General features: G+C 65.8%; 12 protein-coding genes and 1 pseudogene. 9 read left to right on the forward strand and 4 right to left on the reverse strand.

Annotated elements, in window-relative coordinates; translation table 11 throughout:
* Positions 1 to 28 precede the first annotated feature (28 nt).
* Complete coding sequence (locus Q7514_RS13905; protein ID WP_330133937.1) at positions 29 to 946, forward strand: LysR family transcriptional regulator; 918 nt, start codon at positions 29 to 31, stop codon at positions 944 to 946.
* Between the two features lies 1 nt (position 947).
* Here the strand turns inward: Q7514_RS13905 and Q7514_RS13910 are convergent, their stop codons facing one another.
* Positions 948 to 1724, reverse strand: a complete 777-nt coding sequence (locus tag Q7514_RS13910) for an alpha/beta fold hydrolase (RefSeq protein ID WP_330133848.1) — start codon at positions 1722 to 1724, stop codon at positions 948 to 950.
* A 226-nt stretch (positions 1725 to 1950) separates the two neighbouring features.
* On the opposite strand from Q7514_RS13910, the gene Q7514_RS13915 reads away from it, so the two are divergent.
* Positions 1951 to 2835 (forward strand): RNA-guided endonuclease TnpB family protein, encoded by an 885-nt coding sequence (locus tag Q7514_RS13915; protein ID WP_330133849.1) that lies wholly within the window; start codon positions 1951 to 1953, stop codon positions 2833 to 2835.
* Between the two features lie 33 nt (positions 2836 to 2868).
* Here the strand turns inward: Q7514_RS13915 and Q7514_RS13920 are convergent, their stop codons facing one another.
* On the reverse strand, positions 2869 to 2997 hold the full coding sequence (locus Q7514_RS13920) for a hypothetical protein (protein WP_330133850.1): 129 nt from the start codon (positions 2995 to 2997) through the stop codon (positions 2869 to 2871).
* 150 nt (positions 2998 to 3147) lie between these two features.
* Here Q7514_RS13920 and Q7514_RS13925 point away from each other — a divergent pair, with 150 nt between their 5' ends.
* The 3 genes from Q7514_RS13925 (at position 3148) to Q7514_RS13935 (ending at position 6144) form a co-directional block, all read left to right on the forward strand.
* Complete coding sequence (locus tag Q7514_RS13925) at positions 3148 to 4317, forward strand: sensor histidine kinase (protein ID WP_330133851.1); 1170 nt, start codon at positions 3148 to 3150, stop codon at positions 4315 to 4317.
* 10 nt (positions 4318 to 4327) lie between these two features.
* Positions 4328 to 4996 (forward strand): response regulator, encoded by a 669-nt coding sequence (locus Q7514_RS13930; protein ID WP_408016084.1) that lies wholly within the window; start codon positions 4328 to 4330, stop codon positions 4994 to 4996.
* Between the two features lie 89 nt (positions 4997 to 5085).
* Entirely contained in the window at positions 5086 to 6144 is a 1059-nt protein-coding gene (locus Q7514_RS13935; RefSeq protein ID WP_330133852.1) for a CPBP family intramembrane glutamic endopeptidase, read from the forward strand.
* Between the two features lie 30 nt (positions 6145 to 6174).
* Here Q7514_RS13935 and Q7514_RS13940 read toward each other — a convergent pair.
* Positions 6175 to 9648 (reverse strand): annotated as a pseudogene (locus tag Q7514_RS13940) (ABC transporter ATP-binding protein); the annotation flags it as partial.
* On the opposite strand from Q7514_RS13940, the gene Q7514_RS13945 reads away from it, so the two are divergent.
* A complete protein-coding gene (locus Q7514_RS13945) occupies positions 9561 to 10295 on the forward strand; it encodes a TetR/AcrR family transcriptional regulator (protein ID WP_330133853.1) in 735 nt (244 codons plus the stop codon). The pseudogene Q7514_RS13940 and the gene Q7514_RS13945 overlap by 88 nt on opposite strands.
* 21 nt (positions 10296 to 10316) lie before the next feature.
* Here the strand turns inward: Q7514_RS13945 and Q7514_RS13950 are convergent, their stop codons facing one another.
* A complete protein-coding gene (locus tag Q7514_RS13950) occupies positions 10317 to 10907 on the reverse strand; it encodes a PadR family transcriptional regulator (RefSeq protein WP_330133854.1) in 591 nt (196 codons plus the stop codon).
* 128 nt (positions 10908 to 11035) lie between these two features.
* On the opposite strand from Q7514_RS13950, the gene Q7514_RS13955 reads away from it, so the two are divergent.
* Genes Q7514_RS13955 through Q7514_RS13965 form a run of 3 tightly spaced genes read left to right on the forward strand, consistent with a single transcriptional unit; the run spans position 11036 to position 14503 of the window.
* The gene (locus Q7514_RS13955; RefSeq protein ID WP_330133855.1) at positions 11036 to 12151 is read left to right on the forward strand and encodes an aromatic ring-hydroxylating dioxygenase subunit alpha; all 1116 of its coding nucleotides are present in this window, start codon (positions 11036 to 11038) and stop codon (positions 12149 to 12151) included.
* A gap of 1 nt (position 12152) precedes the next feature.
* Positions 12153 to 13142, forward strand: a complete 990-nt coding sequence (locus tag Q7514_RS13960; protein WP_330133856.1) for a PDR/VanB family oxidoreductase — start codon at positions 12153 to 12155, stop codon at positions 13140 to 13142.
* 17 nt (positions 13143 to 13159) lie between these two features.
* On the forward strand, positions 13160 to 14503 hold the full coding sequence (locus Q7514_RS13965; RefSeq protein WP_330133857.1) for an MFS transporter: 1344 nt from the start codon (positions 13160 to 13162) through the stop codon (positions 14501 to 14503).
* The last annotated feature ends 65 nt before the right edge of the window (positions 14504 to 14568 follow it).

A 14568-nucleotide genomic window follows, 5' to 3' on the forward strand; every position in this document is an offset into this window, starting at 1 on the left:
TATCTGTTTCGCTCATAAATGGGGTTTGATGGACTTCCGACAATTACGCTACTTCCTCGCGGTCGGCGAGGAGTCCAGCTTCTCCCGCGCAGCGCAGCGGTGCTTCATCTCGCAGTCCGCGATCAGCCACCAGATCGCGAAACTTGAGCATGAGCTGGGCACGAGCTTGTTCGACCGGTCCACGCGATCGGTCAAGCTCACCGCCGCAGGCCTGCGGCTGATGCCGATCGCGTCGGAGGTGCTCGGCCTCGAAGCGCGCGCCTTCGAGGTGGCCACCGAACCCCGCGACAGCATCCGGATCACCGCGAACATGAGCTTCGCGACGCAGAGCCTCGACGCGATCTCGCAGGTCCGCGAGCGATACCCCCACATCGACGTCGAGTTCGTCATCAAGGACTTCACCGACCGAGTCAACGCGGTCGCCTCCGGCGAAGCCGACCTCGCCCTCATCCGTGGGGAGGTGGACCGGCCAGGGCTCGAAACCATGCGGCTCGGAATCGAGGATCTGGTGGTGGTCACCTCGAGCCAGCATCCACTGTCGGCGTTCTCGACCGTCGACCTGGGCGAGCTGGCCCACTATCCTCTGCTGCTCCCCCCTCGCAGCAGCCAGGTTCTGTTGCACCGTGTCATCGAGGATGCGTTCGTCGAGGTGGGCAGACGTGCACGCTTCGGTCCGTCGATCGCGAGCGATCACACGGCAACCCTCGAAGTCCTCACCAACCCGCGCGCATGGACGGTGCTCTACGCCAGCACCGCCGCCGAGACTCCGAGCAAGGGGCTCAAGTTCATGCGCGAAAAACGGCACCTGCTGCGGGTGCCCGTGTGCGGGGTGGTGCGCACCGGCACGGTCCCGACACCCGAGCTCGAGTTCCTCGTTCAGGCCCTCGCGCACTCGATCGTTCCGGCGACCGACAACGCGCCCCCGGTGCGTGGTTCTGGTAGTTGACTCAGCCGAATCCACGCACCGGGGTGTTCCGCCCCAGCCGCTCGATCTCGTCGACGATGATCTCGGGTTCGGTGATCGGTACGTAGTGGCTCGACTTCTCTGCGACCACATGCCTGCCGTGCGGTGACTGCGCGGCGCGATGGGCATGCGACGCGTTCGCGGATGCGCGTGCCGCGGCGTTCATGCCGTCGCCGGTGAGTCCTCCGGAAATCGCGGTGACGGGAATCTCGCCGAGTGTGAGTGGGTTGTCGCGCCACGCGGAGATCTCGTCGAGGAAGGTGCGTTCCTGCGCTCGTTGAGTACGGAATACCCTGGGTTCGAACGCTTCTCGCTCCATGTCGGCGCGGACATCCGCCGGGCATGCGTTGAGGAGGAAACCGAACATGTACTTCAGCATGCGCAACCGGGCGAGTCCGATCAGTATCGGGATCGAGATCTTCTCGATCGTCCGGAAACCCTTACCCAGCAGGATGTCGGAGGCTTCGTCGGACGGGTCGACGAGCACGAGTCCGGCGATCCGCTCCGGGCGCCGCGACGCGGCCAGCCTGATGATGGGCCCGCCGGCACTGGAACCGACCAGAATGAACGGTCGGGGACCGAAGTGGTCGAGCAGGTCGCCCAGGTCATCGGCCATCCGATCGGTGGTGCGACCTGCCGGGTCCACGGGTGAGCGTCCGAGTCCGGATCGGTCGTACACGATCGCACGTGCGAACCGGGCGACCCGAAGCTGCACGAGTGCCCAACTCGACCTGTCCGCGGCCGCGCCGGATTCGAACACGACCGTCGGTGCATCGGTCCCGTCAGGGGTTGCGAACTGCTCGACATTCTGTGATCAAACGTGAACAATCGTGATCGAATGTGATTGACAAGGCATTGTGACGCCACTCGCGTGGGCGCATACCCGGCGCGTGCACCCCAACGCCTTCCTACGATCTTCCGTCAGGACCTGGATGCTGGTGCGTGCTCACCGGCCACACCGAACACCATCCGAGTCGACGTGGCCGATGGCCCACTTCCAGGTCCTCGTGCACCGCGCCGTCGAGGTGCCCGCGCATGTGGGACTCGGCGATCCGGTGGTCGGTGTCGATGTCGGGGTCAAGGCCGACGCTCTGCTGGTTGTTGCGACGCCGGACGGACGCGAGCTCGAGCGGGTTCCGGCACCCAAGTCGCTGACCGCCGCCCAGGGGCGGCTGCGGGCGTTGCAACGTCGCCACGCCCGCCAGGTCGGCCCGTACGACCCGTCGACCAAAACGACACGGCAGCCGTCGAAACGGTGGGTGCGGCAGCAACGCCGGATCGGCCGGACGCATGCCCACGCTGCGGCGGTCCGCCGGCATGTGCTGCACAAGGCGACCACCGCGTTGGCGCAGCGGCATCGGGTGATCGTGGTGGAGACTTTGAATGCATCGGGGATGCGTTCGGCGGGTGGGGCGCGGAAGAAGGGCCTGAACCTGGCGCTCGCGGACGCGGCGTTGGCGCAGATTCGGCGGATGCTCGGCTACAAAACCTGCTGGTACGGCTCAGTGCTGGTGGAGGCCGGCCGCTTTTTCCCTTCGAGTAAGTTGTGTTCGTGGTGTGGCAGGCGGAAACCAAACCTGACCCTCGCGGACCGGACGTATGTGGGTGAGCACTGCGGTGTGACGGTCGATCGTGATCGTAATGCCGCGATCAACCTCGCCCGCCTCGGCGAGACCCAGTGCACGGGTGGAACGGGGACCGGTACCGGGAGTAGCCCGGCCGCCACCGATTCGGGTGGGGACGGACGTGGAGCCACGCAGGAGTCCGCGACTACGCGAGTGGTCAACGCAGCAGGCTGTGAAGCGTCAACCCGGCACGACGATACTGTCGGTCAGACCGGGACTGTCTCATCGGAAGGTGAGGCTGCCTGATGGCGAAGCAAACAGGGGCGTGCTCACGTTTGCTCACCGCAAGGCAACGGCCGTGTGCACCATGCTGAAGAGCCGTCGCCCGTCGCGGGTCTCGACCCACTCCGCGGTGCCCAGAGTGTGCGACCGGCCAGCGCCCGTCGCCTCCGAATCGGTCGTTGCCACCGCGTGCTCCCTCAGTCGACGCCACCGAACGCAAACGTAAGTTCGCCTCACCGACCGGTCAAGGCCTTCGTTCGACGACGTACCGTGTGAGGAGGCACGATCGAGCTTCGGTCGTCACCCGGCTCGCGACGCCCACTAGACTCGTCAACCGTGCGCATTGCCACGTTCGACCTCGATGGCACGCGGCAGTGGAGACTTCTGGTGCTGCTCTCCGCCGTCGTCCTCGCACCCGCCACCGTGTTGCTGATGGTCGCGATGAACGCGGCAGGTTCGAGCCTGCTCGACCTCGCGGTGATCGGCGCCGCCGCGCTCGGCCTGCACTGTGCAGTGTTCCTCACCGCTCGATCCGCGGTCGCCGCATTCGCTGTCGCCTCCACGGCCATGTTGGTCCTGGCATTCGTGCCGGTACCGGGTTGGTCGAGCGGAATCCTGCTGCCGTCCGCGCTGTGCTTCCTGCTGGTCCTGTGGCGGGTCGTCTTCGATGCGCCGACACCGTGGCCGTGGATCGCGTTGGCGGTGGCATTGACCGGGATCGCGGTGGCAGAGGCGATCGGGGCGTCGCGAGCCGACGGTGACCTGCCACCGTGGATGCAGACTCTCGAGGCCACACTGCTCGTCACGGTGGCGGCGGTGACCTGGGGCGTCGCATGGACTGCACGGATGCAGAACGAACGTGCGGCAGCCGACGCGCAGGCCGCACTCGATCGTGCGCGCCGGACGGAGCGCGCACACATCCGCCGCGACCTGCACGACGTCATCGCGCATTCGATCACGCTCATGGTTGCGCAAGCAGAAGCTGCGCGTGTCGGCACCGGTGAAGCTCATACCGACGAGTCACTTGCACAACTCGCCGAGTCGGGGCGCAGCGCACTGCGAGGATTGCGCGGCATGCTGCGAGTTCTCGACGCGAGCCCACCGGACGCGTCCGATGTGGTGCCCGGCATCGATGCCCTCGACGACCTGGTCGCCACGGCCGGCACACCGCTGCATCGAGTGTCCCTCACCGAGAACGGCACCCGACAGCCACTCGCCGCCGACGCCGAGGTCGCCCTGGTCCGACTCACACAGGAGGGCATCACCAATGCCTTCCGCCACCTGGAGGCCCCGGTGTCCGTCGAGGTGACCGTCGACTGGCACCTCGATCACGTCGCGGTCCAGGTCAGCGACGACGGCGGGCGAGGCCCGCTCCGGACCGGGCCGCCGGGTACCGGCCTGACCGGCATCTCCGAACGGGTCGCGGCGGCCGGCGGCAGTTTCGACATCGCCACCGAGAGCTCCTGGACCCTGACCGCCCAATTCCCGGTACTCGATTCCCCGTAGAGGAAACCCTGTGACAATCGCCCACCCCGTTCGGGTTCTGCTCGTCGACGACCAAGTGCTGTTGCGTGATTCCCTTGCGACGGTGCTCGGAGCAGATCCGCGCATCGAGGTGATCGCAGGTGTCGGAGATGGTGCCGCTGCGGTGGAAGCTGTACGTGCGCATCGTATCGACGTGGCCCTCATGGATATTCGGATGCCGGGACTGGACGGTATCCGGGCCACTGAGCAGATCGTGCTGATGGCGCCGGACACACGGGTACTGATCCTGACGACATTCGATCTCGACGAGTTCGTGCTCGGTGCCGTCAGGGCAGGCGCCAGCGGCTATCTCACGAAGGACACCCCGCCGGGCCGTCTCATCGAGGCGATCTGCGACGTCGCGGCAGGAAGCTCCGCGCTCGCACCGGGGGTCACCGGATCCGTCCTCGAGTATCTGCGGCGAGCACCGGTACCCGACCGGTCAGCGATCGCGGTGTTGACCGCGCGAGAAACGGACGTGTTCACGCAACTCGCCGCCGGACGTTCGAATGTCGAGATCGGTCGGGAGTTGCATCTGACGGAGAACACCGTCAAGACACATGTTCGCGCTGTGCTCGGGAAACTGTGTCTGCGGGACCGCGTGCACGCCGTCATCTTCGCCTACGAGCACGGACTCGCCGGGTCTCATCCTTCCGGGTGAGGCAGGACATCCGGTCGGGGGATCCGGCGGCGGGGGTCGAGGAGCGAGAGTCAGGGTGAGGGCCGAGGGGCCCACCAGAGGAGACGCTGATGGACTCGCCGATTCCGGTCCACGCCGAGCAGGCGGCCGTTGCCCCAGATCCGACGATCCGACGCACAGTGCTGTGGTTCTCGCTCGTGCTGGCCGGTATCACCACTGTCGTCATGGCGCCGTTGTGGCTGACGGGTGCGTCCCCCGACACGTTCAATGCCGTTGTCCCCGTGATGTCGTGGGCGCCGGCGCTGGCAGCTGTCGCGGCATGGTTCGCAGGCGGCCGGCAAGTTCCCTTCACACAGTGGGCCGCGCTTCGTCCGTTCCGGACGGGACGAGCCCTGCGCACTGCAGGGCTGATGCTTGCGATCTTCGTGGCGGTACCCGCCGTGACGACAACCATTGCGGTGACTGTCGGAATCGTCGTATGGCAGCCGACACCGGAGTCATTCGGCCTGGTGCCGTTGGTGCTGCCGTACGCCCTCATCGCAATGTTCATGACGACAGGCGAGGAGATCGGATGGCGCGGCGCGCTGCAGACAGCGCTCACGCCCCTCGGGCGATGGAAGGCAAGCATCGTCATCGCCCTCGCGTGGTCGCTCTGGCACCTGCCGCTCACACTCGGCTTCGCTTCGGGTGGGGGACTGTCCATGCGGGAGGTCGTCGCGACGAGCATCAACCTCGTCATCGCCGGATGCATCCTCTCCGGGGCTCGACTCCTGTCGGGGTCGATGTGGCCTGCCGCGTGGGCGCACGCACTGATGAACACGACACTGGTGTTCGCGGCGTCGAATCTCGTCACACCGTCCACAGAGCTCGACACCGGCGCGTACTGGGCACTGCAAGCGATCAATTGGACCGTGCTCGCAGCTGTTGCCCTCGCATGTGTGTCGCGCGCAGGTCGGAGCCTGAGACGGTGGTCAGACCGCCCTCGCAACGCCGACGGCCGTCCCACCGCTCACTTCGATCACCTGATCGACGTCGCGGACCGTGTCGAGCCGGTGAGCGATCACCAGCACCGTGCGGCCCGAGGCGAGCCGTCCGATGGCGTCCTGAATGCGGGCCTCGGTGTCGGGATCGACGGAGGCCACAGCTTCGTCGAGGATGAGGATCGGTGAATCCTTCAGCAACGCACGAGCAATCGACAATCGCTGACGTTGACCACCGGACAGGCTCACGCCCCCGTCGTCGACGACGGTGTCGAGGCCGTCGGGTAGCGCCCGGACGACGTCGTCGGCCTGTGCCGCTTCCAAGGCCGCCCAGATCTCATCATCGGTGGCGTCGGGCCTGCCGAGAGCGACGTTGTAGCGCACGGTGTCGTTGAACAGATATACCTCCTGGTAGACGGTGGTGACCATCCGCATCACGGTGTCGGAGCCGAGGTCGCGCACATCCTGCCCGCCGATCAGGACCGATCCGGTGTCGACGTCCCAGAGCCGCGCGGCGAGGTTCGCGATCGTCGACTTGCCCGCACCCGACGGCCCGACCAGCGCCGTGATGGTGCCTGGGGCCGCAGTGAACGACACCCCCGCCAGTACCGCACGCGCAGCGTTGTCATCAGAGTCGTACGAGAACCCCACATCGCGGAACTCGATCGACGTGTCGACGGGAACCGCGCGGTTCTCGGGCTCCGGCAGTACGGGTGCGTCCCACACCTCGGCGATCTTCGCCGCGATCTGCTGCTGATTGTGTCGATAGCCGGCGAGTGCGTTGAGTTCTTGGATCGGCTGGTAGAGCGTGAGTGAGAGCAGCAGGAACACCAGCAGTGTGGTCGCGGGCACCGCACCCGAGGTGTAGAGCGCGCCGCCGATCGCGATGAGCGCGACGAGTCCGGATTCGACGGCGATCGACCCGAGACCGATCGCGGGAGTCGCGCGCACCGACATGTCGATCGACGCCTGCCGCAGCCGGTCGACGGCGGTGTCGAATCGGGTTGCGATGAACGAGCCGGGATTGCCGCGCAGCACCGAAGCGCCCTTGGCCTGTTCGACGAGGATCATCGTCGCGTCGCGTCGTGCGGCGTGAACGTCCACGAACACGCGATGGTAGATGCGATCGCTCCACACGGTCAGCAGCCAGAACACCGGTAGCCCGATCAGAGCGGCCAGAGCGAGTCGCCAATCCACGATCAGGAGGATGACGGTGACATAGACAGGTTGGATCAGGGCGCCGACGATCTGCTGCGGCACGTTCTGGAAGTCCAGCATCGGGATGTCGTTGGCGATGAGAGTGGTGATGCGGCCGTTGTCTATCCGGGAGAAGAACCCGAGTGGTACGCGCCGCAATCGCTCGACGACGGACATCTGCAGGTCGGCCTTGCTGTTCGCGGCAACGGTCCATACGGTGCCGTTGGCCCACTGCCCCACCAGGAGCCTCACGACGAGCCCGACTCCCAGGATCGCGGTGATCTGCCAGACGAATCCGGTATCGAGCGCGGTCCCGTCCGCTGCACTGTCGATCGCTGCGTCGAGAACGAGAAACACAGCCAAGAGCGGGATTCCGCGTACCAGCCCCTCGAGCAGAAGCTTCGGGAGACCGCGTCGCAGCAGGACGGACCTACCCCTACCGAGCAGGTGCACCCATTGGCGGATGAAACCGAATTGCCCGATACCGGGTGTGACGACCGCGCGGGTCGCGGCGTCTTTGTCGTCCGTCGCGCGGGTCGTGGTGTGGGCGACGGGAGGAAGAGGAGGGCGTGTGTCATCCCGGTCGAGATGCCACCCTGCTGCTCGGGTGTAGGAATCCCACAGCGTGCGGTAGCCGTCGCTGCGCTCGATCAGGTCGTCGTGGGTGCCTTCCGCAGCCACCGCCCCGTTCTCGAGGTAGGCGATGCGATCGCTGTCGCGGATCGTGCTCAGCCGGTGCGCGATTGCGATCACCGTGCGACCCTCCGTCAGTGCGTGGACTGCGCGGAGCGCTTCCTGTTCGGTGTGCGCATCGAGTGACGCGGTGGCTTCGTCGAGCACGATCACGGGCGCATCCTTGAGCAGGGCGCGTGCAACCGAAACACGTTGCCGTTGACCACCGGAGAGGGTCCCACCTCCCGGCGGGAGTTCCGTATCCCACCCATCCGGAAGATCGGCGACGAACGCGTCCAACTGCGCGGCGCGTCCTGCAGCTTCCACGTCGGCGTCGGTGGCGTCGGGCCGGGCAACACGGATGTTCTCGCGCAGAGTCGCCGCGAAGAGGTATTCGTCCTGCTGCACGAACGCCACGAGTCGCGTCAAATCTGACTGCGGAATGTCGCGGACATCGACGCCGCCGATCGACACTGTGCCCGCCGTGGTATCCCAGAAGCGTGCGACGAGTCGGGCGATCGTCGACTTCCCCGCACCGGTGGGGCCCACCATCGCGAACCGGGTGCCCTGCGCGATATGCAGATCGAGGCCGGTCAGGACCGGCGCGGTGTCGTCGGAGTAGGCGAAGGACACGCCGTCGAAGTCGATGTCGAAACGGACCGGCACGGTCGTCGTTTCCGGCTCGGGCAGCGGCTCTTCCGCGAGGATCTCCCTGATCGCACCCGCGGAGAACTCGATGCGGGCCATGATCGTCGCAACAGTGCCTACCAACCCGATGATCGGGGTGAGATAGCCGAGTCCGAGGAGCAGGAACAAGGCGAGCGTGGCGAGTCCGATCCCGCCGTTCGCGAACGATGTGCCCGCGATCGGGATCAGCAGCGCCACCGCGAAACCGGTAGCCACCGTCATCACCGCGACGACCCATCGGAGCGGCCCGGCCGTCACCCTGATCTGGAGCGCTTCGCCCGTCACGATCGCGTCGCGCGCCTGGTCGTAGCCGGAGTCGGGGCGCAGAAATCCGCGAATAACCTTGATTCCTTGCAGATATCCGAGTACCGAGCGGTTGAGGACAACGGTGTGCTCGGCGAGGGCGACGTTGTTCTTCGACGCGAGCGCCATCCCGGCACCGGAAACGACCACCAGCAGTACGAGGGCACCCAACGCGACGAGCGCGAGCCTCCAGTCGACGACGAACAGAACGATGGTGGTCGCGATCGGGACGGCTGCAGCAGCGGCGATGTCCGGAACACCGTGCGCGAGTGCCTCTTCCATCTGCTCGACGTCGTCGTGCAGGAGTTTCTTCATCTCCCCCGCAGAGCGCGCCTGCACGCGCCCCAGCGGAAGGTGTTGCAGCTTCCGCGCGATCGCGCGCCGCAGGTCGGCCAGAATCCGGTAGGCGGCGACGTGCCCGACGTGGGTGGAGAGTCCGGAGCACACCGCGCGGACGACGATCGCGACTGCGGTAGCAGCCGCAATCCAGCCGAGTGCCGAGGAGCCCGCGCCGGACGGGTCGAACAGCGCCACCGTCACTGCGTACACCGCCACGTACGGTGCGAGCGAACACGCACCGGCGACGATCGCACACAGCGCGGAAAAGGCGAGGCCGACGCGGTGGCGGGCGACGATCGAGCCCAGCGTTTCCGGTGAGGTAAGGGTCACCTCACGAACGGTAGGCCTCCGTATGCAATAACTCAACAGTGCGTGTATTAAATCTTCGAAGCGGTAGCGTGACGTCCATGCCCAGCGCCGACGACGACCGCACCCCCGGCCGCTCGCGCGGCCGGCCTCGCCGAGACAGCGCGACACCGCCGCTGACCCGCGCACTCATCGCCGAGACCGCACTCGACCTGGTCGCCGACGAGGGATTCTCCGCGCTGACGATGCGCAACCTCGCCTCTCGTCTCGGGGTCACCGTCCGCGCGCTCTACAACCACGTGACGGATCGGCAGGACGTCATCGACCTGCTCGCGGCACTCATGATGGAGCTCCAATCCGAGCACGATCTCGACGTCGGCGACTGGCGTACATCAGTTCGTGGGCTTTACCGGAACACACGTGAGCAGTACCGGAGAATAGGTCGAGCGCTGCTGTTTCCACTCGCCGAGACCGTGACCCCGTCCGAATTGCATCCGCACCGCATCCTCCGCTCGGAACAGCTGCTCGCCTTCCTCACCGATCTCGGCCTCGCCATCGAGGATGCCCTGGCGTGGCACGCCCAATTCCTCATCGATGTGTTCGGCTACGCGCTCCTGATCGACTACCGCTACGACCGCTCCGACGAGAGAACACGGCGCGCCATGCAGGATCCCGTCCCCAAGGAGTGGCTCGACGCACATCCGGATATCGAGGCGCCGGTATCTCGTAGCGCCACACTTCTTCCCGACTGGACGAGCGACGAACTGTTCGAGCGGATGGCCGACCGCGCGATCATCATGATCGAGAGCCTTCGGACCACGACACCTGAGCGGTAGACCACCGAGAAACCGTGCGTGTCAGTATTTCTCGGGAGACACCTTGTCGAGGAGTTCGAGCCCCTTCCGTGCCCATTCGATTTCGACCTCACCGCGCGCGATGAGCCCGTCGTACGCGAAGGCCTTGAATGCGACGATCCGTTCGTGCTCCTCGGCGGGATACTTCCGCAACCGGACCGCGATGGTGGCGTTGGTGGCATCGACGATCGCAGCGCGCACCACGGTCCAGCACGCAATCTGGTCGGCATAGTGATCGATGTGGCGGCGCAGGCAGTCGCGGGCGCTGTCAGGGTCGGCCCATTCGAAGTACGCGGCTCGCATATGCGCGGCGTCGCGAACCGGTGCGTAGTCGAGTGGTGAATCCATCCACTCGCGGAATGCCAGAACACCCGAGTCGGTTATCGAGTAGCGGGTCTTGGTGCTCTTCGGCCCCCAGCGCACCTGTTCGCCTTCGATGAGCCCTTCTTTTTCCATGCGGCGGAGTTCCGGATAGATCTGCGAGTCGGGAGCATGCCAGACATGCCCGACCGACCCACCGAAACGTTTCGCAGCGTCGTAACCGGTCAGCGGCTCGGCCGTGAGCAGGGCGAGCAGGGCGTAACGCAGACTCATAGGCCACCACCTTCCTTGCGGGGAGTATTCCACTCTTGCCAAACCACTATATCCATAGATAGTGTGTGCGCCAGCTCACCAACTACCTATGTAGATAGATAGTTCAGCCAGTGATCGAAGGACCCCAGATGACCGACCTCGGACCCGGCGGCGCAACCGCAAAGAACATGGCCTACCCACTCGACACCTGGTACGTCGCGGCGTGGGATCACGAAGTAGGCCGACGCGAGATCCTCTCCCGCACCATCGCCGGCACACCGCTGGCGCTCTACCGCACCGAAGAGGGACGTCCCGTCGCCCTCGCCGACGCTTGCTGGCACCGACTCGCCCCGCTGTCCATGGGCACCCTCGTCGGCGTCGACGGCATCCAGTGCCCGTACCACGGCCTGCAGTACAACTCGGCCGGTCGATGCACCCACATGCCTGCGCAGCAGACGATCAACCCGTCGGCGATGGTCGCGTCGTACCCCGTCGTGGAACGACACCGGTTCGTCTGGGTCTGGCCGGGCGACCCACTGCTCGCGGACCCCGACACGATCCCCGACATGTTCCAGATGGACTCGCCCGAATGGGCCGGCGACGGCCGCACCATCGATGTGCAGGCCAACTACCAGCTGGTACTCGACAACCTCATGGATCTCACGCATGAGGAGTTCGTGCATTCGTCGTCGATCGGGCAGGACGAACTGAGCGAATCCGACTTCGTCGTCACGCACGACGACCGCACCGTCACCGTGACGCGCTGGATGCACGACATCGATGCACCACCGTTCTGGCTGAAGAACATGCGCGACAAATTCCCCGGCTTCGAGGGCAAGGTCGACCGGTGGCAGATCATCGAGTTCCAGGCACCGTCGACGATCCGCATCGACGTCGGCGTCGCCGAAGCAGGTACCGGAGCACCCGACGGCGACCGGAGCCGGGGCGTCAACGGCTTTGTCATGAACACGATCTCGCCGATCGACGAACGCACCGCGTTGTACTTCTGGGCCTTCATGCGCAATTACCGAGTAGACAGTCAGCTCATCACCACGCAGTTGCGCGACGGTGTGCACGGCGTCTTCGAGGAAGACGAGGAAATGCTCATTGCGCAGCAGAAAGCGATCGACGCGAACCCCGGCCACGAGTTCTACAACCTCAACATCGATGCCGGCGGCATGTGGGTCCGACGACTCATCCAGCGCATGATCGAAGCCGAACGCACCCTGGCCGCGAATTCGGCGACCCCGGAGCAGGTGCACTGACATGAGCACTGTGCAGATCATGTGGCAGCGTGGCCGCGTCACGGCCGTCGACGCGGTCGCCGATTCGATCGCGAAGATCACCATCGTCACCGACACCCCCGTACGCCCCGAACCCGGCTCTCATGTCGACGTGCGTCTCCCGTCCGGGGACGTGCGCTCGTACTCTGTGGTGTCCGGTGGCGCCGACGGGGGCAGTATCACCCTCGGTGTCCACCTGTCCCCCACGTCGCGCGGCGGCTCCACATACATGCATTCGCTGCGCCCGGGCGACGAACTCGACATCACCGCCCCGCTGCAGAATTTCCCGCTGCGGGTCGGTGCGCCGAGCTACGTCCTGCTTGCCGGAGGAATCGGCATCACCGCGGTGAGCGCGATGGGCGCTGTCCTGCGCCGCATGGGCTCCGACTACCGGTTCGTCTACGTGGGCCGCACCCGCTCGGCGATGGCGTTCCTGCCCGAACTCGAGGAACTGCACGGTGATTGCCTCGAGATCCATATCGATGACGAAGGAACCGGTCTCGACGTGACCACCCTGGTCGAGCACGTCGATACCCGAACCGAGCTGTACATGTGCGGGCCGATCCGCCTGATGGATGCCGTGCGCCGGGCATGGAGCGATCACACGCTGCCCACACCGAACCTGCGATACGAAACCTTCGGGAACAGCGGATGGTTCGACGCCGAAGAATTCGTCGTCGCCGTCCCCGGCCTCGGTCTCACGACCACGGTCGGTACCGGCGAATCGATGCTCGATGCCCTCGAACGTGCCGGGGTCGACATGATGTTCGACTGCCGCAAGGGCGAATGCGGCCTGTGCCAGGTCGGTATCGCCTCGGTGGACGGCCAGGTCGATCACCGCGACGTGTTCTTCAGCGAAGCGCAGAAGACCGATTCCACCAAGATGTGCGCGTGCGTATCGCGCGTTGCACACCGCCCTTCCGATCCCGGCGCGCGCTCCGCGCCTGGTGTCATCACCCTCGATACCCCCTGACCCTCAGAAGGAATCGCATGGACCTTCGTACCCGTATCGACGCCTCCCCGATGCGCCCCTACCAATGGTTGATCGTCGGCCTGTGTGTCGTCCTCAACATTCTCGATGGATTCGACGTGATGGCATTGGCGTTCACCGCCAAGAGCATCGGTGCCGAGTTCGCTCTCGGCGGCGCCGAGATCGGAATTCTCCTCAGCGCAGGTCTGATCGGAATGGCCGTCGGCGCTCTGACCCTCGCACCGATCGCCGACCGGATCGGCCGCCGCCCACTCATCCTGACTTCGGTGGCCATGGCCACCCTCGGAATGGCCTTGTCCGCCACCGCCGGATCCGCGTGGGAACTCGGCACCTGGCGGGTCATCACCGGCCTGGGCATCGGCGGCATCCTCGCCTGCACCACCGTGATCGCCAGCGAGTACTCGTCGGCCCGCTGGCGCGGCCTTGCGATCAGCATCTACACAGCCGGTTACGGCGTCGGGGCCACCCTCGGTGGCATTGCTGCAGTGAGCCTGCAGGCCGAATACGGTTGGCGCTCCGTCTTCGTCGTCGGTGCGATCCTCACCGGCGTGGTCCTGGCGATCCTCGCTCTCCTACTGCCGGAGTCGCTCGACTTCCTGACCAGCCGGGGGCGCGCGGCGGACCTGGACCGCGTCAACCTCATCGCGCGGCGGATCGGCCAGGAACCCGTCGAGTCACTCGACGCACCTGCCGGGACCGTCCCCGCAAAGGCAGGGCGCATCTCGGATCTTTTCTCCGGCAGCAATATGCGCCCCACGATGCTGCTGTGGGCAGCATTCTTCGCCACGATGTTCGGCTTCTACTTCGTCAACTCGTGGACCCCGTCTCTGCTCGAGACCGCAGGACTCACGAAGGACCAGAGCGCCACCGCCGGAATGATGCTCACACTCGGCGGCACCGTCGGATCCATTCTCTTCGGGTTGCTCGCAAGCCGGTGGACCACCCGAGCCGTCCTGATCACCTTCACGCTGTCCTCTGCGCTGGCGATGGCCATTTTCATCGTCTCCATCTCGACATTGACCGTGGCGTTCGCGCTCGGCATCGTGATCGGTGGCCTCATCAACGGCTGCATCGCCGGGCTCTACACTCTGGCTCCGTCGCTGTACGCACCGACAGTGCGCACCACAGGCGTCGGCGCGGCCATCGGCGTCGGCCGGGCCGGAGCGATTCTCGCTCCCACCGCGGTCGGCGTGCTTCTCGACTCGGGGTGGACGCCGGAGCAGTTGTACTTCGCGGTCGCGGGAGTCGTCGTGCTCGCCGCAGTGGCGCTGCTCGCCATGAGACCTGCTCGGGCCGAATCCACTGTTCCTACTGCCGAGCCGGCACGGGCCGACGCACCGTAGGAACTACATACACGCCAGCGGGGGCCGCATCCGGATTCGGATGCGGCCCCCGCTGTTCTGTGATT

The sequence above is a fragment of the Rhodococcus artemisiae genome, from assembly GCF_036327795.1.
In the GTDB taxonomy this organism is placed as follows: domain Bacteria; phylum Actinomycetota; class Actinomycetes; order Mycobacteriales; family Mycobacteriaceae; genus Rhodococcus; species Rhodococcus artemisiae.